This window comes from Promicromonospora alba (assembly GCF_042654905.1).
GTDB lineage: Bacteria > Actinomycetota > Actinomycetes > Actinomycetales > Cellulomonadaceae > Promicromonospora > Promicromonospora alba.
This window is the reverse complement of record NZ_JBHSFI010000002.1, coordinates 150,600-172,917: the sequence shown is the minus strand read 5'-3', so window position 1 is coordinate 172,917 and position 22,318 is coordinate 150,600. Positions and strand designations below refer to the sequence as shown.

Genomic DNA, 22,318 nt, shown 5'->3' with positions numbered 1-22,318 from the left:
CGCAGATCGGGGTTCAGTGATGAAGGCTCGTGCACGCCGGGTGGCCAGGCCCGCCCGCCGGACCATCAGCAAGGTCGTCGTCGCGGCAGCGTCGGCCGCGGCTCTCGTGGCAACGTCCGGCGCGGCCCTCGCGTCCGGCGACGACGCCGCGCCGGATCGCACGAAGCCGCCGGAGCGGCCCGTCACCACGGTCGTCACCCTGGTCACCGGCGACCAGGTGGCCGTCACCGAGCGGGACGGCGAGGACCTCGTGCGGATCCTGCCCGCCGAGCGTCCCGGCGGCGCACCGGTCGGGTTCCACGAGGTGGCCGGCGAGGAGCGGCACCTGGTCATCCCGACCGACGTCCTCTCCCTCGTCCCGGACAGGCTCGACCGCGACCTGTTCGACGTCAAGCAGCTCGTGGCCGACGGGCGCACGAAGGACCTCCCGGTCATCATCCAGACCAGCGTCCGCGGCGACGCCCGCGCGGCGCGGCCCGACTGGGCGGCGCTCGGCGTGGACACCGAGCGCACGCTGGAGTCCATCGGCGCGGTGGCCGGCGACCTGGGGACGACGGCGGGACCCGGCGAGCCGGCGTCGTCGTGGGCGCTGCTGCGCGCGCTGGGCGCCCAGGGGACAGGTCCCGCCGCCAAGGCCACGCTGTCCGGCAGCGGGATCGACAAGGTGTGGCTGGACCGCCGGGTCGAGCCGCAGGACGCCGACTCGACGCCGCAGATCGGCGCCCCGCAGGCCTGGGCGGCCGGGCACACCGGCGAGGGCGTGTCGGTGGGCGTCGTGGACACCGGCGTCGACGACGCCCATCCCGACCTGGACGACGGTGTCGTCGCGGCCGCGCGGGACTTCACCGGCTCCGGCGAGGACCCCGACAGCACCACCGACGACGTCGGGCACGGCACGCACGTCGCCTCGATCATCGCCGGCTCGGGCGAGGCGTCGGACGGCGTGAACCGCGGCGTGGCACACGGCGCCCGCGTCCTGGACGCCAAGGTGCTCACGCCCGACGGCGGCGACACGTCCTGGGTGATCGACGGCATGGAGTGGGCGGCCGAGCAGGGCGCCGACATCCTCAACCTCTCGCTGGGCCAGCGCGGCAACTACACGGACGGCACCGACCCGGCGTCGCTCGCCGTGGACGCCCTGAGCGAGCAGTACGGCCTGCTCGCCGTCGCCGCCGCGGGCAACGAGGGACCGGAGCACGGCACGATCCCCACGTTCGGCACCGCCTCGAGCGCCCTCACGGTCGCCGCCGTGGGTGACGACGACCGGGTCGCCGGCTTCTCCAGCGTCGGCCCCCGGGTCGACGGCGCCCTCAAGCCCGACATCGCGGCACCCGGCGTCGGCATCGTGGCGGCGCGCGCCGCAGGCACCACGCTCGACGAGCCCGTCGACGACCTGCACGTCGCGGCCAGCGGCACCTCGATGGCGGCGCCCCACGCGGCGGGCGCCGCCGCCGTCCTGCAGTCAGCCCGCCCCGACCTGACCGGCCAGGAGCTCAAGGACGTGCTCATGGCGTCCACGCAGCACACGCGGCCGAACTCGGTCTGGCAGGAGGGCACGGGCCGGGTCTGGATCCCGCGCGCCCTGGAGCAGAGCATCACCTCCGACCCGCCGTCCCTCTCGTTCGGCATCCAGCGGTACCCGCAGGACGAGGCGGACCCGACGACCAGGACCGTCACCTATCGCAACCCCGGCAAGGCCGCGGTAGAGCTCGGCCTGACGCTCGCGGTGCGGGACGAGGCGGGCGAGCCTGCCCCGGACGGCACGGTCACGGCGTCGGCGACGAGCCTGTCGGTCCCGGCCGGTGGGACCGCGAGCGTCGACCTCACCCTGGACCCGGCCGCCGCGGCACCCGGCGCGTACGGCGGCGGGCTGGTCGCTCGGGCACCGGGTGGCGTCCAGGTGCGGACCGCCGTCGGGTTCGTCAACGAGAGCGAGAAGTACGACCTGACGATCCGGGCCACCGACGGCGACGGCTCACCGGCGACGTCGGACGACCACCTGGTCCTGCAGAACGCGACAGAGCCGTGGGACTTCACGTGGGTCGAGCCGCAGTTCACGGACGGCGTGGCCACCGTGCGGGTCGACCCCGGCTCGTACTACGTCGCCGGGTTCTTCGAGGCACGCGACGAGGGCTCGTCCTGGCCCACCGCCGTCACGGCGATGTCCGACCCGCTGGTGCAGGTCGACGGGGACACGACCATCGAGCTGGACGCGCGGGACGCCCAGCCGCTGGACGTTACGACCCACCGTGCGACGGACGAGGCCGGCAAGAGACTCCTCTTCTATCGGCTCGTGGACGGCGAGTACAACGGCACGGTGAGCGCCCAGTACGGCGGCTACGCCGACGACGTCGCCGCGCCCGACTACTACGTGCTGCCGACCGAGCAGGTGGGCGAGGGGGTCGAGTTCGAGTTCGTGTCCGCCACCCAGCAGCGTCAGCCGGTGCTCCAGGTCACCGCCGACCGCGGCGCCGGCGACGTGCCCGCCACCGCCGTACCCGGGTCCGCGCCGGTGACCGGCACGAAGCAGGTGCGCCTGGTCGACGCGGGCGACGGGTCCGCGGCGGAGCTGGCCGACGCGGGCGCACGCGGCCGGTTCGCGCTCGTGGACCAGGGCGACGTAGCGGCGCAGGCCGCGGCGGCCGAGGCTGTGGGCGCGGCGGGCCTGCTGGTCCGCAGCGACGGGCTCGGCATCATCCCAGGCGTGGTCGACGACGCGGGGATCCCGGTGCTCGCCACCGACCGGGACACCGGCGACCGCCTCCGCGACGAGCTGGGCGGCCGCCCGGTGAAGCTCCGCGTCCTCGGGCGCGACCAGGCGGCCTACACCTACGACACGGTGATCGAGCGGGAGGGACAGGTGCCCGACGAGGACCTCACCCTGCGTGCCGGGCCCCGCAACCTCGCGACGCTCGACATGGACTATCGCGCGCTGGGCGCCGAGGGACAGGTCCAGGTCACGCCCATCATCGAGCGGGCCGGACGGCAAGGGATCTTCGGTCTCATGAACCAGCTCGTCGCGCCGCTGGACCGCACCGAGTACGTGACCGCCGCCGAAGGCATCCGCTGGTACCACGAGGTGATGCCGCGGCACAGTGACGCCCTGCTGGCGAGCGGGTTCGCGTCCGAGATCCGCGAGTTCGAGCCGGGGGACACGGCGAGCGAGGTCTGGCTCGCCCAGGCGCACCACGGCGGGTTCACGCCGCCGGGCGTGGCCGGGTTCGGCGAGTTCGGCGGGGCGTCCGCCACCCGCGACTGGGACATCTTCTCGTTCGAGATGCCGTTCTGGGTCGACGACGCAGGGCACTCGGTGCCGATCGCCCTGCCCTGGGAGGAGGAGGCCGAGGTCCGGTTCCGGCTGTGGCAGGACGGCAAGCTGGTGTTCGAGAACGACCACACCTCCGGTTACATCTTCGACATGCCGCCGGAGCCGAAGCGGTACCGGTTGCGGGCCGACGTCGCGCGGTCCACGCCGTGGTGGCAGCTGTCCACCCGGGTGGCGACCGAGTGGCGGTTCACCTCGGGCTTCGAGGACCGACGCACGGTGCTGCCGCTGCTGCAGATCGACTACGGGCTGTCCCTCGACGACCGCAACCGCGGTGAGCTCCGCGAGGTGCTCCGCCTGTCGGCCGCCCACCAGGCCGGCTCCACGCCGTCGGCGGTCGAGGAGATGAAGCTCTGGGCGTCTGCCGACGACGGGAGGACCTGGAAGGCGGTAGCGGTCACCGACGGCGGCACTGACGAGTTCACCGCGACCGTGCGGGTGCCGCGCGGCACCGAGTACGTCTCGCTGCGCGCCGAGGCACGGGACGCGGCGGGCTCGACGGTCAGGGAGACGGTGATCAGGGCGTACGCCGTCGGGGGCGAGAGCTAGCCGTCGGTCTCCGGCGGGTCGACGGGCTCGGCGCCCCGCTCGATGCGCACCCCGGCGAACTCGACGTCGACGGGTTCGGTGAAACGACGTCCGTTGATCTCGTCGTGCCGCATGAAGGTCGGCGGGTCCACGTGCACACGCAGCGTGTACCCGCCGTCCTCGAGGTTGTACATGCCCTCGGCGTCCTCGATGGCGTAGCCGACCAGGTAGTCGCCGACCTGCTGGGTGCCCCCGTCCTTGGCGACGTCCTGCGCGGGATCCATGGGCGGGTTGGCGTGCGCGGTGGTCATCGGGGCCTCCTCCTACGACGGTTCCTCCGATGCTCCACCGTCGCGCGTGGCCTCGCACCTGGGAAGTTATCGTGGCGGGATGACGGCGCACCGAGCGGCCGACGGCCGACCGATCCTGCGGCTCTACAACCACAACGTCCTGGGCAGACGGGCCGGCTGGGACGCGCGGCGGCGCGTGCTGCGGCAGATCGTCAGCGGCTCCGCGCCCGACGTCGTGCTGTTCTCCGAGGAGATCGTCACCGACGAGTACGACCAGACCGCCGACCTCGTCGGCGCCGGGTACGAGGTGGTGCACTCGCGGGCTCGCTCCGACGAGGAGCGCAGCGGCATCTCGGTCGCGAGCCGGTGGCCGGTCCTGGACCACCGCGAGCTCGACCTGATGGCCGACGGCCCGCCGGTCTACGAGTTCCGGTGGGCCGCGCTGCTGGTCGGCATCGACGCGCCCGAACCCTTCGGCCGCACGCTGGTGGTCAACCACTTCCCGGAGGCGGCCGCGCCGCGGGAGGCCGAACGGGAACGACAGGCGGTCCTGGTGGCGCGGGCCGTGGAGGAGCTGGTGGACGACGACGACCGCCTCGTCGTCCTCGGCGGTGACCTGGACGCCGACCCGGACGCGGCGAGCCTGCGGTTCCTCACCGGGAAGCAGTCCCTCGACGGGTGGAGCGTGTGCTACCGCGACGCCTGGGAGGTGGCGCATCCCGGCGAGCCGGGCTGGACCCTCGACCCGGCCAACGGAATCGTGAGCGCCACGATGCCGGGCTGGCCGTACCGGCGCATCGACCACCTGCTGGTCCGCTGCGGTTCGACGGGTATGCCGCCGGTCGACGTCGTCGCGTGCGACCGGGTGGGCGTCGAGGCGGTGGACGGCGTCTGGGCCAGCGACCACGCGGGCCTGATGACGGATCTCGCGCCCTATCCCGAACGGCGTGATCCCGAACGGCGTGCGAGCGGGACAGGTTCGGGTGAGCCTGGAGGGACCGAGAGAAGGGTGAGCTGATGAGCGCCGGAGACAAGGTCCAGAACGCAGCCGAGAAGGCCACGGGCAAGGCGAAGGAGGCCGTCGGGGACGCCACGGACAACGAGGAGCTCGTTGCCGAGGGCCGGACCGACCAGGCCAAGGCGGACCTGAAGGACGCGGGGGAGAACATCAAGGACGCCGCGCAGGACGCCAAGGACGCACTCGACAGATAGCCACCTTCGACAGGTAGTGGTTCCACGGGGCGAGGTCGCGACCGGCGGCCTCGCCCCGTGCTGTCTACGCGACGAAGGTGTACCGCCCGGACCCGACCCGCACCACCACCGCGCCGTCCTCGACCGACACGGCAGTGATGCCCTCCGCAGGCGCCCCTACGAGCGACAGCCGGCGTCCCCGCTCGGTGACGGCCTCGGGGTCACGCGCGGGAACCCGCACGGTCGCCGTCGACCCGACGGGGACCGTCACGCCGAGCGTGAGCCTGCCGCCCGTGCGGCACCACTCGCTGGCGACCGTGCCGTACGGCGTCCGGGTGCTGGCCCTCGCCCAGTCCAGGTGCTGGGTGACGGCGGGCGCGATCGTGACGTCGCGGTAGCCGGTCTCGGGTGACGCCTGGATGCCTGCGACGTGCTGGTAGAACCAGTCGTCGACGGTGCCGAGGAAGTAGTGCCCGTAGGAGCGCGCCTCCAGCGACCAGTGCTCCCACATCGAGGTCGCGCCGTTCTCGATCATGTAGCCCCAGCTCGGGTAGCCGGTCTGCACGGCGAGCTCGTAGGCGACGTCGGCGTACCCGTGCTGGGTCAGCACCGGCAGCAGCCACTTCGTGCCGAGCACACCGGTGTTGAGCTTCGTGCCCTTGGCGCGTACGTCGGCCACGATGCCGTCGACCACGCGCTGCGTCGTGGCGGCGTCGGGCACGAGGCCGAAGGCCACGGCGAGCACGTTGTGCGTCTGCCGGTAGCCGCGGTCCCCGGTCCCGCGGTATCGCCCTGCGGCGGCATCGAGGAAGGCGTCGTTGAACGCGGCCCTGATCGCCGCGGCGTTCCCGGCGAAGTGCTCGACGTCGGCCGCCTTGCCGAGGAACCCGGCGCTGCGCCGCATGAACACGGTCATGGAGTAGAGGAAGGCCGTGGCCGAGACCCGCAGGTCCTCGGGCGCGTTGCCGCCGGCGGGGCTCGCCTCGGGGCTCACCCAGTCGCCGAGCCGCGCGTCGGGGACGATGCCGCCCTGGGACCGGTCGAACTCGAGGTCCACGTACCGCTTCATGCCGTCGTAGCACTCGGCCAGCACGCGCTTGTCCCCGCCGTACTGGTAGAGCCACCACGGGATCATCACGTAGGCCGCGTGCCACGGCGGGCACACGCCCCACTCGCCCCAGTCGCCCGAGCTGGGCGCGATGACGAGCGGCCGGCCCTGGGCGTCGCGCGTCTCGTGCACGTCGCGCAGCCACTTGGCGAACAGCTCGTGCACGTCGAGGTTCAGCAGGAACATCTCGGCGCCGATCGCGGCGTCGCCGGTCCAGCCGTTCTTCTCGAACATCGGCGTGTCCGTCGGGATGCCGTGGATGTTGTTCTTGAGCGTGTCGACGACGGCGCGGTGGGTCCGGTTCATGATCTCGCTGGAGCTCTCGAACGTCCCGGTCTCCGCGGCGGCCGTGTGCACGACCTTCGCGGTGAAGGCCGTCAGGGGAGGGGGCCCGTCCTGCGGCCAGCCGGTGACCTCGATGTACTGGAAGCCCTTGTACGAGAAGCGGGGCTCCCAGGTCTCCGGCTGTCCGGTGCCGGCCAGGGTGAACCGGTCGGTCTGGAAGCCCGCCTGGAACCCGCCGTTGTTGCTCAGGTTGACGCGGCCGGAGGCGGTCAGCTTCTCGCCGTGGGCGGCGCGGATGGTCGCTCCGGCCGGCCCGGTCACGGTGTACTCCACCCAGCCCGCGATCACCCGGGGGAACTTCACGACGTACACGCCCGGCTCCGGCTCGGTGACCTCGATCGCGGGCAGCGACTCGGTCACCTCGATGGGCTGCTGGCGCTGGTTGACCAGCACGCCGCGCGGGCCGGGGGCCACGGAGGCGGGCGCCCACGCGCCGTCGTCGAACCCGCCCTCCTCGAACCCGCCCTCGTCAAAACCGGCACTGTCCCAGCCGGACAGGGCCCGGCGCGCGTCGTACGCCTCGCCGCCGTAGAGGTCGTCGAACACCGTCGGCCCGTCGTGGATCCGCCAGGTCGGGTCTGTGACCACGCGCTCGACGGTGCCCCCGGCGTACTCCAGGTGCAGCACCGCGCGCACCACCGGCTCGTCGTGCCACGGCGGCGCCTCCCACCGCCACACGTTGCCCCCGGTCATGCCGTAGAAGCCGCGGCCCAGCTCGATACCGAGCGCGTTGCGGCCCCGCCGCAGGCTCCGGGTCAGGTCGACGGCGGTGTACTGGACCGTGTCGTCGTAGTCGGTGAAGCCCGGCGCGAGCACCTGGTCGCCGGCCGGCCTGCCGTTCAGCGACACGTTCGCGTACCCGCCCGCGGCCAGGTAGAGCGTGGCGCGCTCGAGGCGCGGCCCCACCTCCAGCTCCTTGCGCAGCCGCGGCGCCGGCAGCGGGTCCCGGGTCGGCGGCCGCACCCCGCTGCCCCACGGCCCTGAACCGTAGGCCGCGAGCTCGACGGCGCCGTCCCAGCCGGAGTCGTCGAGGTCGGGCCGCGCGAAGTCCGCCGGGAACTGTGTCGCCGCCTTCCAGCCGCTCCCGGTCGCGCGCGTGGTCCTCGTGCCGTCGGACCAGGTCAGGCGCACGACGGCGAGCACAGCCCCGGGGCTGACCGCATCGTTCGTGCCGCGCACCGCGACGACGGTGCTGCCCCGGGTGCTGTTCCCGGAGAGGTCGGCCTCGTAGAACTGGGCGGCCTGCCAGCCGTTCTCGGCGGGCTCGGTGGCGCCCACCTCTGCGCCGTCCACCCAGACCGTGCAGGAGTCGTCGGCGGTGATCAGGATCTCGGCCTTCGTCGCGGACGCGCCGTCCGGGGCGGCCTGCGTGAGGCGGAAGGCACGGTCCTGGTCGGGCAGCTCGCCCTCCGCCAGCCAGATCCAGGAGGCGCCGGCGAAGGTCAGGTCGGTGACCTGGTCCGGGCGGCGTTCGTTGCCGATCCAGGCCGCGCCGGCCCAGTCGCTCTCGGCGTACAGGCCGGTGCGGAAGCTCGACGTCGTGCTGCCGCTCCCGTGCGTGGTCGCTACGTCCACCCGCCAGCCGTAGTCGGTGGCGGCGCGCAGCGGCGGCCCCGCGTACTCGACGTTCGCCGACTCGCGGGACGGCACGACGCCGCTGTCCCACATCACGCGTGGGCGCGGCCCCCGGGTGCTGACCCGCAGCCGGTAGGACGTCTGCTCGACGCCGCGTCGGTCCGACCCCACGGTCCACGAGAACCTGGGGCGGTCGACGTCGATCCCGAGCGGGCTCGTCTTCTTCTCGACGAGCGGGTCGGCCAGCCGCACGGCGCTGCCGCCGTGCCGCGGCTCGGTCGTCGCGGACGCCGCGGCGGCGGGAACGCCCACGCCCGCGGGCAGCGCGGCGGCGGTCGAGGCGACGCCGGCGGTCTTGAGGAACAGTCTGCGGTCCAGGGTCATGACGCCTCCAGGCGTAACCGGTCGTCGTCGACCGGCCGGTTGAGGGGAGCTCCATTGCAACGTTTCAACCACGCGCGGCCAGCATAGGTGCACACTCGCGGGGGGAACCAGATCCTGAGGGTCAGGGAAATTGCGTATGCGCGGGCCGGGGCCGCGGAGCCCGCCGCGCCAAGGGACCGTGGCTCGACCCGCTCCCCGCGCCGACCCGAACGGGCCGTGCCAGTGTGTGTGACGGGCGCGGACCTCGCCGTCCGCCGGACGCTGGGAGGCGCCGCATGACCACACCGAGCGCGGAGGCCGGACCGCAGGTGCTGCCCCGCACCAGGGTCTGGGCGATCTTCGGCGGGCTCATGCTCGCGATGCTGCTCGCCGCCCTCGACCAGACGATCGTCGCCACCGCGCTGCCCACCATCGTCTCCGACCTCGGCGGCGCGGAGCACCTGTCCTGGGTCGTGACCGCCTACATGCTGGCGAGCACCGCGACCACCGTCCTCTGGGGCAAGCTCGGCGACCTCTTCGGGCGCAAGACCCTCTTCATCGCCTGCATAGTCATCTTCCTCGCCGGTTCGATCCTGGCCGGCACGTCCCAGACCATGGGCCAGCTCGTCGCCTGGCGCGCGGTCCAGGGCGCCGGCGGCGGCGGGCTCATGGTGCTGTCCCAGGCGATCATCGGCGACGTCGTGCCACCGAGGGAACGCGGCAGGTACCAGGGCCTGTTCGGCGCCGTCTTCGGCGTCTCGTCGGTCGCCGGACCGCTGCTCGGCGGGTTCTTCGTCGACAATCTCGACTGGCGCTGGGTCTTCTACATCAACATCCCCGTCGGAGCCCTCGCCCTGATCGTCGTCGCGTCCGTCCTGCCGCGCATCGCCGCGGGGGCCAGGCCACGCATCGACTACGCGGGCATCATCCTGCTGGCCACCCTCTCTACCGCGATAGTGCTCGTCACCAGCCTCGGCGGCACCACCTGGGAGTGGAGCTCCGCCCCCGTGTACGCCATGGCGGCGCTCGCGATCGGCTCCCTCGTCGCGTTCATCGCGGTCGAGCGGCGCGCCCCCGAACCCGTGCTGCCGCTGCACCTGTTCCGCAGCAGGGTCTTCTCCGCAGCGGCCGTCATCGGGTTCGCCGTCGGCTTCGCGATGTTCGGCGCCATCACCTACCTGCCGCTCTACCTGCAGACCGTCAAGGGCTCGACGCCCACCGAGTCCGGCCTCGAGATGACGCCGATGATGCTCGGCCTGCTCATCACGTCCATCGGATCGGGGCAGCTCATCAGCCGCACCGGCCGCTACAAGATCTACCCGATCCTCGGCACCGCGATCACCGCTGCAGGCCTCTACCTGCTCTCCCTCATGGGCCAGGACACCACCACCCTCCAGGCCGGGCTGAGCATGTTCGTGTTCGGCGCCGGCCTCGGCATGGTCACGCAGGTGCTCGTCATCGCCGTCCAGAACGACGTCGGCTACCGCGACCTCGGCACCGCGACGTCCGGCACCACCTACTTCCGCACCATCGGCGCGTCGATCGGCGTAGCGGTCTTCGGCACCGTCTTCTCGGGCCGCCTCACCGCCGAGCTGGCCGACGACGTTCCTGGCACCGCCCAGGGCGCCTGCGCGCCGGAGGCGCTCGCGGCCTCCACCCAGACGCTCGCGCGGTGCGCGCCCGAGGTGCAGGCCTGGTTCCTCGACGCCTACTCCGGCGCCCTGCACGTCGTCTTCCTGGGGGCGGTGCCGGTGGCGTTGCTGGCGTTCGTCCTGACCTGGCTGCTGCCCGAGGTCGAGCTGCGCACCGCGACCCGGGGCGGCGACGGCGCCCCGGGGCACGCGGCGGGCGCGTCGTTCGCGCTGCCGTCGTCCCGCACCTCGCTCGAGGAGCTGCGCATGATCCTGTGGCGCCGCGTGGGCAGACGGGATCCGTTGCGGGTCTACGAGATGACCGCGGGCGAGGTCGGCCTGTCCCCGGCGGAGGCGTGGATGGTCACGCGCGTCTCCCTCAAGCACACGCGGTCGGTGCGGCTCATGGCCGAGCGTGCGGCGACCTCCGAGCAGGTGGTGCGGGACGTCGCCGGCGCGCTCGCCGCCCGCGGGCTGGTCGACGTCGACGGTGACACGGTCCGGGCGCTGCCCGCCGCGGACGCCGTCGCCGAGGCCATCCGCGAGGCGGAGCGGGAACGGTTGCGGCGCTACGTCGCCGAGTGGCCCGACGGCGACGAGCCCGAGGTCGCGCAGCTCGTGGACCAGCTGACGCAGGAGCTCATGGCCGACAGAGCGGACCACGCCGAGCGGGCGTGACCGGGCCGGCCTCTCGCTCGGTCAGTGGGTGGGGGAGTGACGCGTCGCGCGGGACCGCGAGCGGGTGCCCGTGCCGTTCGAGACGCCGTTGCTCGCACCGGAGCCTGCGCTGGAGCCCGTACTTGAGCTCGTACCCGTACCCGCGTCCCACGCCCGTGCGATGCCGAGGCGGCGCAGGTGCTCGCCGGTCACCGTGGCGCCGTCGGGCCCTATCCAGTGCTCGTTGCCGAACCGTTCGTCGGTCGCGGCGTCCCAGCGGCGCATGAACGGTGTGCCGTTGTCGATGATGACCACCGACCCGTAGCTCGTGGGGAGCGGCCGGGCGGGGAGATGGATGAGGGTGTAGACCTCGGCGAGGTCAGCCGGCCCGACGGAGGACACGCTGTACCAGTTGCCGTCCACGTCGCGCTGGACCGCGTACCCGCTGGCGTCGAGCGCGACGCTGAGGTGCGGCAGGTCGGCCGCGAGAAGCTCCTGGCTGGTCTGGTAGACGGTGCCGACCTGGGCTACCTGGCTCATCGGGTAGGTCTCCTTGGCGTCGAATCGGTGGTGTCCACCCCATCAAAGCGGATTTGTCGCGATTCGGGGGGCCGAGACGCCATACGGGCCGCCCGGAACGACCGGACGGCCCGTCGGCTCGGCTATCGGAGAGCCCGTCGGCTCAGCGTGCTTCCGTCTCGGCCGCGGCGACGCGCTCGGGCGTCTCGGGGTCCTTCGAGCCGCGCGTGGCGTACAGGCTGGTCGCGGTCACCACGGCGAGCACGCCGACGATGACGCCGAGCGAGGCGAGCGTGGGGATCTCCGGGACGCCCGCCCAGATGCCGTGGGCCCAGTGCAGGACGAGCTTGACGCCGATGAACGCGAGGATCGTCGCGAGCCCGTACCCGAGGTGGACGAGCTTGCTCAGGGCGCCCTGGAGCACGAAGTACAGCGCGCGCAGGCCGAGCAGGGCGAAGGCGTTCGTCGCGAACACGAGGTACGGGTCGCTCGTGATGCCGTAGACGGCGGGGACCGAGTCCACCGCGAAGACGACGTCGGCGGCGAAGACCGCGACCACCACCACCGCGAGCGGGGTGAGCATGCGCCGTCCGCCCTCGCGGACCGAGAGGCTGGAGCCGCGGTAGTCGTCGGTGACGGGCATGAAGCGGCGGATCAGCCGGACCGAGCGCAGCTCGGAGACCTCGACGTGGTGGGAGCTGCCGCGGACCTGGTCGACGAGGATCTTGACGGCCGTCGCGAGGAGGATCGCGCCGAAGAGCAGGAACGCCCAGCTGAGGTTGGCCAGGACCGCCGCCCCGAGCGCGATGAACACCCCGCGGAGCACGAGGGCCCCGACGATGCCGAGCAGGAGCACGCGCTGCTGCAGCGCGGCCGGCACGGCGAAGGCGGTGAGCAGGAGCATGAACACGAACAGGTTGTCGACGGACAGCGACTTCTCGACGAGGTACCCCGTGAGGTACTGGACGCCGATGTCCGAGCCGAACGTGGCCCAGATCCAGCCGCCGAAGGCGAGGGGCAGGGCGATGTAGAACGCGCTCCAGCCCAGGGCCTCACGCATGGACACCTCGTGCGGGCGTCTCGTGATGAGGAAGTCCACGGCGATCAGGGCCAGGACGGCGAGGATGGTCACGGCCCACATGGTGGGGGTGGCGACAGAGGTCAGGGCAGCAGGAGCAGTACCTGTGAAGGCGAGCAAGGAGTCTCCGTAGTAGATGGCTCCGAGGTCTCCTTCACCTTGCCGAGCAAGGTCGCCGCCCGAGGTCGCATGGTGCGCCGTAATGACCGGACGATGTTAGGGAAGTACTCCCCTCGCAGTGCGCATCCTACGACACTTTTCTGGGTGAGATATGTCTTGTATGCCAGGTGGGAGTTCGATAACGTTATCGACAATCTACCGCTGCGTGCGAGCACTCCCCGCGACAACGATGTTAGCGCTCACACGATTGGCTCCACGCAGGCGGCTCCCGATGAGCCGCGGTCCTGATCAGGCCGCAGGTAGGGCACTGCACTGACCGGAACTGCCCAGGCGCAGCCGTCGCAGGCTGCGCCCTCACACAAGAGGAGCGAAGGATGAGGAAGTCCATCGCACGAATTGCACTGGCGCTGACCGCAGCGCTGGTGCTGGCCCCGGCGGCAGCGTTGCCGTCCGAGGTCGCCCCGGCGGCCGCCGCGAGCGCCAACCTGCTCACGAACGGCGACCTGGAGAACGGCACGACCGGCTGGTCGGCCTTCGGCGCGGGCACGGTGGCCTCAACCACCAGCCCGGTCCACGGCGGCGCGCGCGCCCTGTCGCGGACGGGCCGGACCGCCGCGTGGAACGGCCCCGCCCAGACCGTCACCTCCGCGATGACGAACAACACCAGCTACACGGCGAGCGTGTGGGTGCGCTCCCAGAGCGGGACCCCGACCGGCCGGATCACGCTGGCGCTGACGGCCGGCGGCACGACGAGCTACGTCAACCTGGCCCAGGGGAACGTGAACTCCTCCGGCTGGACGCAGCTCACCGGCACCACGACGGTGTCCTGGTCCGGGACGCTGTCGTCCGCCACGTACTACGTGGAGACGGCGGCCGGTACCGACAACCTCTACATCGACGACGCCTCGCTCGTCAGCAACACGTCGACGTCCTGCGACCTGCCCTCCAGCTACCGCTGGTCGTCCACCGGGGTCCTGGCGAACCCGAGGTCCGGCTGGGTCTCGCTCAAGGACTTCACCGTGGCTCCGTACAACGGCCAGCAGCTCGTCTACGCGACGACGCACGACTTCGGCACGTCCTGGGGCTCGATGAACTTCAGCCTCTTCTCCAACTACTCGCAGATGGGGAGCGCCTCGCAGAACGCCATGTCCTCCGGCACGGTGGCACCGTCGCTCTTCTACTTCGCCCCGAAGAACATCTGGGTGCTGACCTATCAGTGGGGCCCGTCACCGTTCATGTACCGGACCTCGAGCGACCCCACGAACCCGAACGGCTGGTCGGCCGCGAGCCCGCTGTTCACCGGGTCGATCTCCGACTCGGGCACGGGCCCCATCGACCAGACGATCATCGGCGACGGCACGAACATGTACCTGTTCTTCGCCGGTGACAACGGGCGGATCTACCGGGCCAGCATGCCGATCGGGAACTTCCCGGGGAACTTCGGCAGCAACTACCAGACCATCATGACCGACACCAGGAACAACCTGTTCGAGGCCCCTCAGGTCTACAAGCTCAAGGACCAGAACAAGTACCTGATGATCGTCGAGGCCATCGGCAACAACGGCAGGTACTTCCGCTCGTTCACCGCGACCAGCCTCTCCGGTTCGTGGACCCCGCAGGCCGCCACGGAGAGCAACCCGTTCGCCGGCAAGGCCAACAGCGGGGCTACCTGGACCAACGACATCAGCCACGGTGAGCTCCTGCGCACCAACGCAGACCAGACGATGACCGTCGACCCCTGCAACCTGCAGCTGCTGTACCAGGGTCGTTCGCCGAGCTCGGACGGGGTGGACTACGGCCTGCTCCCGTACCGGCCGGGGCTGCTCACGCTCCAGCGGTAGGAGCGTTCGCCCCGCTGCCGTTCGACTTCGGTCGGCTGCTGGGTGCGCTCCGTGACTTCGGTCGGTTGCGCTGAGATCGGTCGGTTGACTGACCGATCTCAGTGCAACCGACCGAAGTCACGCGCCGGAGGTCCTGCCGCCGGGCGCTAGTCGTGGGATGCGCGGGTCCCGCCGTCGCGGTGCGCGAGCGTGGCGAGCGCGTCCTTCCAGTACCCCTCGGCGGCCCTCGCGTGCCGTTCGGTGTCGATGTTCTCCTCGACGACGGTGACGAGCGTGCCGCCGTCGTCGGGCTCCAGCTCTATGCGGATGTCGTGGTAGTTCTCGGGGACGTCGTCCAGGCCGTTCAGCGGCGCGAAGTGCGTGAAGTGCAGGAGCCGCGGCCGTTCGACGGCGATGACCGTGCCCTTGTCCGCGAACACGCGCCCGAAGAAGTGGCCCTCGAACGTGATGGGGCTGCCCGGCTGGAAGTCCGTCTCGATGTTGGCGCCGAGCATCCACCGCGCACCGGGGTGCATGAGCTCGGCCCAGACGCGCTCGGGCGGCTCGGCGATATGGGTCGTCGCGGTGACGCTGTGGCGTGGGGTCTCGGTGCTCATCGTTGCCTTCCGTCGTGCTCTCTCGGACTCGACCGTACCGTCAGGCGTCCGCGAGCGTGTCACAGCGTCCCGGTCCATAGTTGCTGCAGGCGAGACCAGCCGGCACGGAGGGAAGGCGCAGGGAGGGTTGGCGATGGGCGGTATCGATGACCTGCTCACCCACAGCTGTGACGCCGACGGCGGCATCCGGCGGCGTCGGCGCGGCAAGGGGTTCTCGTACGTGGACGACGGCGGCTCCCGGGTCACCGACCCGGAGACGCTCGAGCGGATCCGCTCGCTCGCCGTCCCGCCCGCCTGGACGGACGTGTGGATCTGCCTCGACCCGTCCGGGCACATCCAGGCCACCGGGCGCGACGCCAAGAACCGCAAGCAGTACCTCTACCACCGCCGGTGGCGCGAGTACCGCGACGCCGCCAAGTTCCACGAGCTGGCGGAGTTCGGCGCGATGCTGCCGGACCTGCGCAAGCGCGTGGACGCCGACATGCGCTCGCCGCAGCTCGGCGCGGACCGGGTGGTCGCCACCGTCGTCCGGCTGCTGGACGAGACGCTGATCCGGGTCGGCAACGACGAGTACGTGCGGTCCGGCGAGTCGTTCGGGCTGACGACGCTGCGCAACCGGCACGCCACCGTCGAGGGCGCGGAGGTGCGGTTCCGCTTCCGGGGCAAGTCGGGCACGCCGCACGACGTCGTGGTCCACGACAGGCGGGTCGCGAACATCGTGCGCCGCTGCCGGGAGCTGCCCGGTCAGCGGCTGCTGCAGTACGTGGACGGCGACGAGGTGCGCAGCATCGGGTCACGCGACGTCAACGAGTACCTCGGCCGGGTGACGTCCGCCGACTACACGGCCAAGACCTTCCGGACCTGGGGCGCGAGCGCCGTCGCCTTCGGCCACCTGCGGCACCTCGAACCGGCGACCCGGCGCGAGCACGACGCGGAGCGCGCCGAGGCTGTCCGGATCGCCGCCGCCCACCTGCACAACACCCCTGCGGTGTGCCGCAAGAGCTACATCCACCCCGCGATCCTCGCCGACGACCGCGCGGAGCTCGACGAGCTGATCGAGCGGTCCGGCGCGAACGCGTCGCGCGCGTCACGCTGGATGGACGCCGACGAGCGCGCGCTCCTGAAGTTCCTGACCGCCGCCGAGGAGACCCGCGAGGCTCCCGCGGCCTGAGGTTAGGGTTGCCGGCGTGCATCACTCCATGGCCGAGGGCGTCCGACGAATCGACTTTCTCCCGTGGGAGTACGACCCCACGTCCCCGGAGGCTGCGGCACAGGCGGCCCGCCAGAGCGAGCTGGTCGCCGGCGGTGCGCGGCTCGGCACCGGCGTCTTCGTCGCGCCGAACGCCGCGGTCTTCTGCGACCGCCTCACGGTGGGCGACCGCACGTACATCGCGGCGCTCGCCTACGTCACGGGCGACCTGACGATCGGCGCCGACTGCTCGATCAACCCCTACGCGGTGGTCCGCGGCGAGATCCGCATGGGTGACGGCGTGCGGATCGGCGCGCACACGTCGATCCTCGGGTTCAACCACAGCATGGCCACCGACCGGCCGATCCACCAGCAGGGTACCTGGAGCAAGGGCATCACGCTCGGCGACGACGTCTGGATCGGCTCGAACGCCACGATCCTCGACGGCGTCACGGTCGGCGACCACGTCATCATCGGCGCAGGCTCCGTCGTCACCAAGGACGTGCCCGACTGGGCGGTCGTCGCGGGCAACCCGGCGCGCGTCCTGCGCGACCGCCGGACGGACACCCGCGAGGACCCGGCCCCGGACCTCGCCCCGGACCTCGCCACGGAGCTGCGGGCCTTCGCGGGGCGCGCCCGTGAGCAGGCCGGCGACCTGCTCGCCCGCTGCTTCGAGGACGGCCGGTTCGTCGACCGGCCGGCGGCGCTCGCGGGAGCCCTCGAGCCCGCCGTCCGGCCGTGGGCCGACGCCGTCGAGGTCGCCGACCTGCTGCTCGACGCGCCGCCGCCGGGCTTCGAGGCGGCGGACCTGGTCCGCCGCCTCACCGCCCGGCAGGATCCCGCGACCGGGCTGATCCCGGCGGGCGACCTCTCCGACGACGGGCTGTCCGGCCCGGCGCCGGCGTCCGACGAGCCGCTCGACCCCATGGACGGCCCCGCGAGCTACCACGTCCTCAGCGTCGGCTACGCGGTCCGGCTGCTCGGCGGGCGGCTGCCGCACCCGATCCGTGCGGTGCACGCGCTGAGCGACCGCGACGTCGTCAGCGCGCTCGAGGCGCGCGACTGGGGCGCGCAGGCGTGGGGGAGCGGCGCCGCCGTCGACGCGCTCGCCACGGCGTGCGCCCTCAACATCGCGGACTTCTCGACGGAGCTGGCCGACGGCGGCGTCGGACCGCTCCACGGGCTCATGGGCTGGCTGTCCGCCTCCGCGAACCCGGAGACCGGCATGTGGGGCGCACCCCAGCCTGCGCCGCGCTGGCTGCAGGCGGTGAACGGGTTCTACCGGCTGACCCGCGGCTCGTACGCGCAGCTCGGGCTGCCGCTGCCCTACCCGGAGGCCGCGATCGACACGGTGCTGGAGCACGCGGCCGACCCCTACCTGGCGACGCCCGAGGGGTACACCGCCTGCAACGTGCTCGACGTCATCCACCCGCTCTGGCTCGCGGCCAGGCAGACCGGGCACCGCCGCGCCGAGGGCGAGGCGTGGGCGCGCGGCCAGCTGCGTCGGGCGCTGCGCAGCTGGGTCCACGGCGCGGGGTTCGCCTTCGCCCCCGCGAGCGGTGGCGCCGACGCCGTCGCCGGGCTCCAGGGCACCGAGATGTGGCTGACCATCGTCTGGCTCCTGGCCGACTACCTCGGCCTCGCGGACGAGCTCGGCTACCGGCCGCGCGGCGTGCACAGCCCGGACCCGCTGGTCCGGCTCACGCCGGTCAGCGACCGCTGATCTGGGCCGGGCTGATCTGGGCCGGAGGGACAGTACGAATCCGGAGTGTGTTGCCCCGAGTGGACAATGTCTACTGACAGCAAGCGACCTCGAATGCGTACCCACTCCCAGGGGTCCATCGCCGTTCAGACGCCGGCGGCGGCAGTGGACCCGCGGACGACGAGCCGCGTGGCCAGCTCCTCACGTGGCGCGACCCGCGACGGTCTGACGTGCGGAAGATCGGCGGGCGGAAGGTCGACGCGCGGGGGGTCAGCGCTGATACGTAGCAGCATCCGCAGCGCCGCCGAGCCCATCTCCGCGATGGGCTGGTGCACCGTCGTGAGCGCGGGAGTCACCCACTGCGCCTCGGGGGAGTCGTCGAAACCCACGACGCTCACGTCCTCGGGGATGCGCAGCCCCAGGGCCGCCGCGGCGTCGTACACCCCGAGCGCCATGGTGTCGGAGCAGGCGAAGACGGCAGTCGGCCCAGGGGTGTCCCGCAGCAGCTGTGCCGCCTGCTCGGCGGAGCTCGCCCGCTGCCAGTCGGTGTGCGCGATGCGCTCGTCGGGCAGCTCGTGGCCGGCCTGGGTCACCGCCGAGCGGAACCCGTCGATGCGGGCCTGGCTGTAGAGGTGCGTGCGCCGTCCGGCCAGCACGGCGAAGCGCCGGTGGCCGAGCGAGAGCAGGTGCTCCGCCGCGGCGCGGCCCCCCGCCCAGTTGGCCGCCCCGACGCTCGCGACGGTGCTGGGCGGCTGCGAGACGGGGTCGAGCAGGACTATGGGCACCCGTGCCGCGGCGAGCGTCGCGAGCTGTTCGGCGGTGGTGTCGACGAGGGCCAGCACCGCGCCCCGCAGCCGCCGCGCGAGCAGGCGCGTGAGCCAGGCGTCGTCCGGCGGCCGGGCCACGGAGACCACCACGTCGACCCCCGCCTCCTCCGCGGCGTGCTCGACGCCGCTGAGCGCGCGGTTGGCCCAGGTGCCCTCGACGCCGCTGAGCACGAGGTCCACGAACGGGGACTGCGCCCCGCGCGTCGCCGCGTCCCGGCCGGACCGCCCGCGGTACCCGAGCTCCGCGACGATGCCCATGACCCGCGTGCGGGTCTCCGCGGAGACGTCGGACCGGCCGCTCAGCACCTTCGACACCGTCGGCACGGTCGTGCCCGCGGCCGCCGCCACGTCCGCGAGCGTCGTCCGGCGTGACTTCTGCATGCGGCGACCTTAGCCACGCCCCGGAAGTTGCGCAACATTCTGCCCTCTTGATCCGGCTCCGCTGGTGCTGTATCAAAGGGGGCGAAGCGATGTGGCACTCCGCCGGGCTCAATGTTGCGCAACTATGGGAGCGAGCTGTACATGAATGCATCGACGAAAAGCGCCCTGATCGTGCGTGGGGGATGGGACGGGCACCAGCCCGTGGAGACCACCGACTCGTTCGTCCCGTTCCTCAAGGAGCACGGGTACGACGTGCGGATCGAGGAGACGACGGCGGTCTACGCCGACGCCGGTTACCTGGCGGACGTCGACGTCGTCGTCCAGACCAACACGATGAACACCATCGAGGGTGACGAGCTGCGCGGCCTGATCGCGGCCGTGCGGAGCGGGACGGGGCTGGCGGGGTGGCACGGCGGGATCGCCGACTCCTACCGGAGCAGCTCCGACTACCTCCAGCTGATCGGCGGGCAGTTCGCCACGCACCCGCCGAAGGCTCCCCCGGAGGAGCTGGCCGGCGAGGCCGCCGACAACTTCCTGCGGCACACGATCGACATCGTGCCGGAGCGGGCCGACCACCCGATCGTCGCGGGGATCTCCAGCTTCGAGCTCACGACCGAGCAGTACTGGGTGCTGTCCGACGACTACAACGACGTCCTCGCGACCACCACCGTCGCCGCCCGCGACTTCGACGCCTGGCACCGGCCCGTCACGAGCCCGGCCGTCTGGACCCGCCAGTGGGGCAGCGGCCGCGTCTTCGTCTCCACGCCCGGCCACGACCTCGCCACGGTCAGCGACCCGAACGTCCGCACCATCATCGAGAGGGGCATCCTGTGGGCCAGCCGTTGAGAGTGGGGATCGTCGGCCTCGGCGCGATCTCCGGCCAGTACCTGTCCGCGTTCGCGCGGCTCGAGGCCGTGCGGGTCGTCGCGGTCGCCGACCTCGACGCGGCCCGCGCTGAGGCGGTCGCCGCGGAGCAGGGCGCGCGGGCGCTGTCGGTCGACGAGCTCGTCTCCGACCCCGAGGTCGACCTCGTCCTCAACCTCACGATCCCCGCCGCCCATGCAGAGATCGCGCTCAAGGCGATCGCCGCGGGCAAGGACGTGTACGGCGAGAAACCGCTGGCCGCCACGCTCGACGACGCGCGTGTGGTCGTCGAGGCCGGCCGGGCGGCAGGGGTGCGGGTCGGCTGCGCGCCGGACACCGTGCTCGGCACCGGCGTGCAGACGGCGCGGGCGGCCATCGACGGCGGCGCCATCGGCGAGCCGGTCGCCGCCACCGCGACGATGATGACGCCCGGCCACGAGCGCTGGCACCCGAACCCCGACTTCTACTACCAGCCCGGCGGGGGCCCGCTGCTGGACATGGGTCCGTACTACGTGACGACGCTGGTCACGCTGCTCGGCCCGGTCGCCTCCGTCGTCGGCACCGCGAGCCACACCCGCGCCACGCGCACCGTCGGTTCCGGGCCGCGCCAGGGCGCCGTCATCCCGGTCGACGTCGACACGCACGTCACCGGGGTGCTCCGGCACGAGTCCGGTGTGCTCTCGACCCTCGTGATGAGCTTCGACTCGGTCGCCACGCGGGCTTCCGAGATCGAGGTCCACGGCCAGACCGGGTCGCTGATCGTCCCGGACCCCAACAGGTTCGACGGCGACGTCCAGCTCCACGAGCTCGACGGCGAGTGGAAGACCCTGCCGCCCAGCGCGGGGTACCGCGACGCGGGACGCGGCTACGGCGTCGCCGACCTCGCGACCACGCCGCCGGGTGCCGCCGCCCGCGCGAACGGAGACGTCGCGTACCACGTGCTCGACATCATGACGTCGCTGCTCGCGTCGGCGGGCAGCGGAACCGCCGTGACCGTCGAGAGCACGTGCGACCGCCCCGCACCCGTTCCGCTGTCGGACGCGCCGGGCGGGACCCGCGCGAGCTGATCAGGGCTCCCCGCCGGAGCTCTCCCGGACGACCAGCCGGTGCGGCGCGAGGATCCCGCGCGGCTCGCCGTCGTCCCCGCCGATCCGCCGGACCAGGGCGGCCATCGCGTACCCCGCGACGGCCGCCTTGTCGGGCGAGACCGTGGTGAGGCTCGGCGTGCTGTACCTGCCGTCCTCGATGTCGTCGAACCCCACGACCGCCACCTGCTCCGGCACCGAGACGCCCGCATCGTGGAGCGCGCGCAGCGCCCCGAGGGCGAGCAGGTCCGAGAAGCAGAACAGGGCGTCGGGCAGCGTACGCCCGCGCAGGATGCGCCGTGTCGCCTCGGCCCCGGCACGCCTGGTGAACGAGTCGACGTAGGCGACGTCCGCCGACGCCCGCGGCGCGCCCGCCATCGCCTCCTCGAACCCGCCCAGCCGCAGCGAGCTCGACGACGCCTGGCTGCGCTGCGCCCCGACGGCCACCACACGCTCCCGTCCGGTGTCCAGCAGGTGCCGGACGGCGTCCCGGGCGGCCACCGAGTTGTCGATCTGGACGTGGTCGAAGCCGGGGTGCGGCTCCTCGCCCAGCAGCACCACCGGCCGCTGCGTCCTGGACGCCCTGGACAGGTCGCCGTCGGTCAGCGCGAGCGGGCTCACGAGGAGGCCGTCGAACACCGCCTTCGTGTCGGCGCGCGCGAGCAGCTCGCGCTCGCGTTCCCGCACGCCGGCGGTCTGCTCGATCATCAGCGTGTACCCGTGGCGCCGGCCTTCCTCGCCGAGCTTGCGGGCGAGCTCCGCGAAGTACGGGTTGTCCAGGTCCGGGACCACCAGCGCGACCATGCCCGACCGCCCGGACCGCAGCATCCGCCCGACCTCGCTCGGCCGGTAGTCCAGCTGCTCGATCGCGGCGAGCACCCGCTCGCGCGTGCCGGGGGAGACCTGCACGGTGCCGTTGACGACGTTCGACACGGTGCGTGCCGACACGCCCGCGAGGCGAGCGACGTCCTCGCGTCGGCCCACTGCGTGTCGGACCACTGCGCGCCTCCTTTGGCGACGTCCTGCGAGACGCCCAGGTCTCACCTGGGCCGCGGCAAGCGTAGGTCCCGCGCGGGCCGGCCGCCGAGGGTAATTCAGGCGGG

Annotated in this window: 16 protein-coding genes; 9 read left to right on the top strand and 7 right to left on the bottom strand. The window is 72.4% G+C overall.

The features are described 5' to 3' along the window. Positions 1–19: 19 nt before the first annotated feature. Positions 20–3,874: a S8 family serine peptidase gene (locus tag ACFO6V_RS03910; protein ID WP_377132437.1), complete on the top strand. Its 3,855-nt coding sequence runs from the start codon at positions 20–22 to the stop codon at positions 3,872–3,874. Here ACFO6V_RS03910 and ACFO6V_RS03905 read toward each other — a convergent pair. After that, a complete protein-coding gene (locus tag ACFO6V_RS03905; protein WP_377132435.1) occupies positions 3,871–4,164 on the bottom strand; it encodes a hypothetical protein in 294 nt (97 codons plus the stop codon). The two genes, ACFO6V_RS03910 and ACFO6V_RS03905, sit on opposite strands and share 4 nt — an antisense overlap. Before the next feature lie 79 nt (positions 4,165–4,243). On the opposite strand from ACFO6V_RS03905, the gene ACFO6V_RS03900 reads away from it, so the two are divergent. Next, entirely contained in the window at positions 4,244–5,161 is a 918-nt protein-coding gene (locus tag ACFO6V_RS03900; RefSeq protein ID WP_377132433.1) for an endonuclease/exonuclease/phosphatase family protein, read from the top strand. Next, the gene (locus tag ACFO6V_RS03895) at positions 5,161–5,355 is read left to right on the top strand and encodes a CsbD family protein (RefSeq protein WP_377132431.1); all 195 of its coding nucleotides are present in this window, start codon (positions 5,161–5,163) and stop codon (positions 5,353–5,355) included. The genes ACFO6V_RS03900 and ACFO6V_RS03895 overlap by 1 nt, the downstream gene beginning before the upstream one ends. Before the next feature lie 64 nt (positions 5,356–5,419). On the opposite strand, the gene ACFO6V_RS03890 is transcribed toward ACFO6V_RS03895, so the two are convergent. Further along, positions 5,420–8,746: a family 78 glycoside hydrolase catalytic domain gene (locus ACFO6V_RS03890; protein WP_377132429.1), complete on the bottom strand. Its 3,327-nt coding sequence runs from the start codon at positions 8,744–8,746 to the stop codon at positions 5,420–5,422. Between the two features lie 275 nt (positions 8,747–9,021). Here ACFO6V_RS03890 and ACFO6V_RS03885 point away from each other — a divergent pair, with 275 nt between their 5' ends. Next, positions 9,022–11,034: an MDR family MFS transporter gene (locus ACFO6V_RS03885; RefSeq protein ID WP_377132427.1), complete on the top strand. Its 2,013-nt coding sequence runs from the start codon at positions 9,022–9,024 to the stop codon at positions 11,032–11,034. Positions 11,035–11,055: 21 nt separating this feature from the next. Here ACFO6V_RS03885 and ACFO6V_RS03880 read toward each other — a convergent pair whose 3' ends face one another. Both ACFO6V_RS03880 and ACFO6V_RS03875 read right to left on the bottom strand, forming a co-directional pair. Next, positions 11,056–11,553, bottom strand: coding sequence for a hypothetical protein (locus ACFO6V_RS03880; protein ID WP_377132425.1), 498 nt, complete (start codon positions 11,551–11,553; stop codon positions 11,056–11,058). A 142-nt stretch (positions 11,554–11,695) separates the two neighbouring features. Then, on the bottom strand, positions 11,696–12,673 hold the full coding sequence (locus ACFO6V_RS03875) for a TerC/Alx family metal homeostasis membrane protein (protein ID WP_377132965.1): 978 nt from the start codon (positions 12,671–12,673) through the stop codon (positions 11,696–11,698). Between the two features lie 431 nt (positions 12,674–13,104). Here ACFO6V_RS03875 and ACFO6V_RS03870 point away from each other — a divergent pair, with 431 nt between their 5' ends. Beyond that, positions 13,105–14,571, top strand: coding sequence for a non-reducing end alpha-L-arabinofuranosidase family hydrolase (locus ACFO6V_RS03870; RefSeq protein WP_377132423.1), 1,467 nt, complete (start codon positions 13,105–13,107; stop codon positions 14,569–14,571). Positions 14,572–14,717: 146 nt separating this feature from the next. Here ACFO6V_RS03870 and ACFO6V_RS03865 read toward each other — a convergent pair whose 3' ends face one another. Then, positions 14,718–15,167, bottom strand: coding sequence for an SRPBCC family protein (locus ACFO6V_RS03865; RefSeq protein ID WP_377132421.1), 450 nt, complete (start codon positions 15,165–15,167; stop codon positions 14,718–14,720). Positions 15,168–15,300: 133 nt separating this feature from the next. Here ACFO6V_RS03865 and ACFO6V_RS03860 point away from each other — a divergent pair, with 133 nt between their 5' ends. After that, the gene (locus tag ACFO6V_RS03860; RefSeq protein ID WP_377132419.1) at positions 15,301–16,338 is read left to right on the top strand and encodes a DNA topoisomerase IB; all 1,038 of its coding nucleotides are present in this window, start codon (positions 15,301–15,303) and stop codon (positions 16,336–16,338) included. 16 nt (positions 16,339–16,354) lie between these two features. Then, positions 16,355–18,079 (top strand): acyltransferase, encoded by a 1,725-nt coding sequence (locus ACFO6V_RS03855; protein WP_377132417.1) that lies wholly within the window; start codon positions 16,355–16,357, stop codon positions 18,077–18,079. A gap of 125 nt (positions 18,080–18,204) precedes the next feature. Here ACFO6V_RS03855 and ACFO6V_RS03850 read toward each other — a convergent pair whose 3' ends face one another. Further along, a complete protein-coding gene (locus tag ACFO6V_RS03850) occupies positions 18,205–19,266 on the bottom strand; it encodes a LacI family DNA-binding transcriptional regulator (RefSeq protein WP_377132415.1) in 1,062 nt (353 codons plus the stop codon). Between the two features lie 141 nt (positions 19,267–19,407). Between ACFO6V_RS03850 and ACFO6V_RS03845 the strand changes: the two genes are divergently transcribed. Together ACFO6V_RS03845 and ACFO6V_RS03840 are read left to right on the top strand one after the other, a co-directional pair. Then, complete coding sequence (locus ACFO6V_RS03845) at positions 19,408–20,112, top strand: ThuA domain-containing protein (protein ID WP_377132413.1); 705 nt, start codon at positions 19,408–19,410, stop codon at positions 20,110–20,112. Beyond that, entirely contained in the window at positions 20,097–21,197 is a 1,101-nt protein-coding gene (locus ACFO6V_RS03840) for a Gfo/Idh/MocA family protein (protein WP_377132411.1), read from the top strand. The genes ACFO6V_RS03845 and ACFO6V_RS03840 overlap by 16 nt, the downstream gene beginning before the upstream one ends. Here ACFO6V_RS03840 and ACFO6V_RS03835 read toward each other — a convergent pair whose 3' ends face one another. Beyond that, a complete protein-coding gene (locus ACFO6V_RS03835; RefSeq protein WP_377132409.1) occupies positions 21,198–22,214 on the bottom strand; it encodes a LacI family DNA-binding transcriptional regulator in 1,017 nt (338 codons plus the stop codon). Positions 22,215–22,318: the final 104 nt, after the last annotated feature.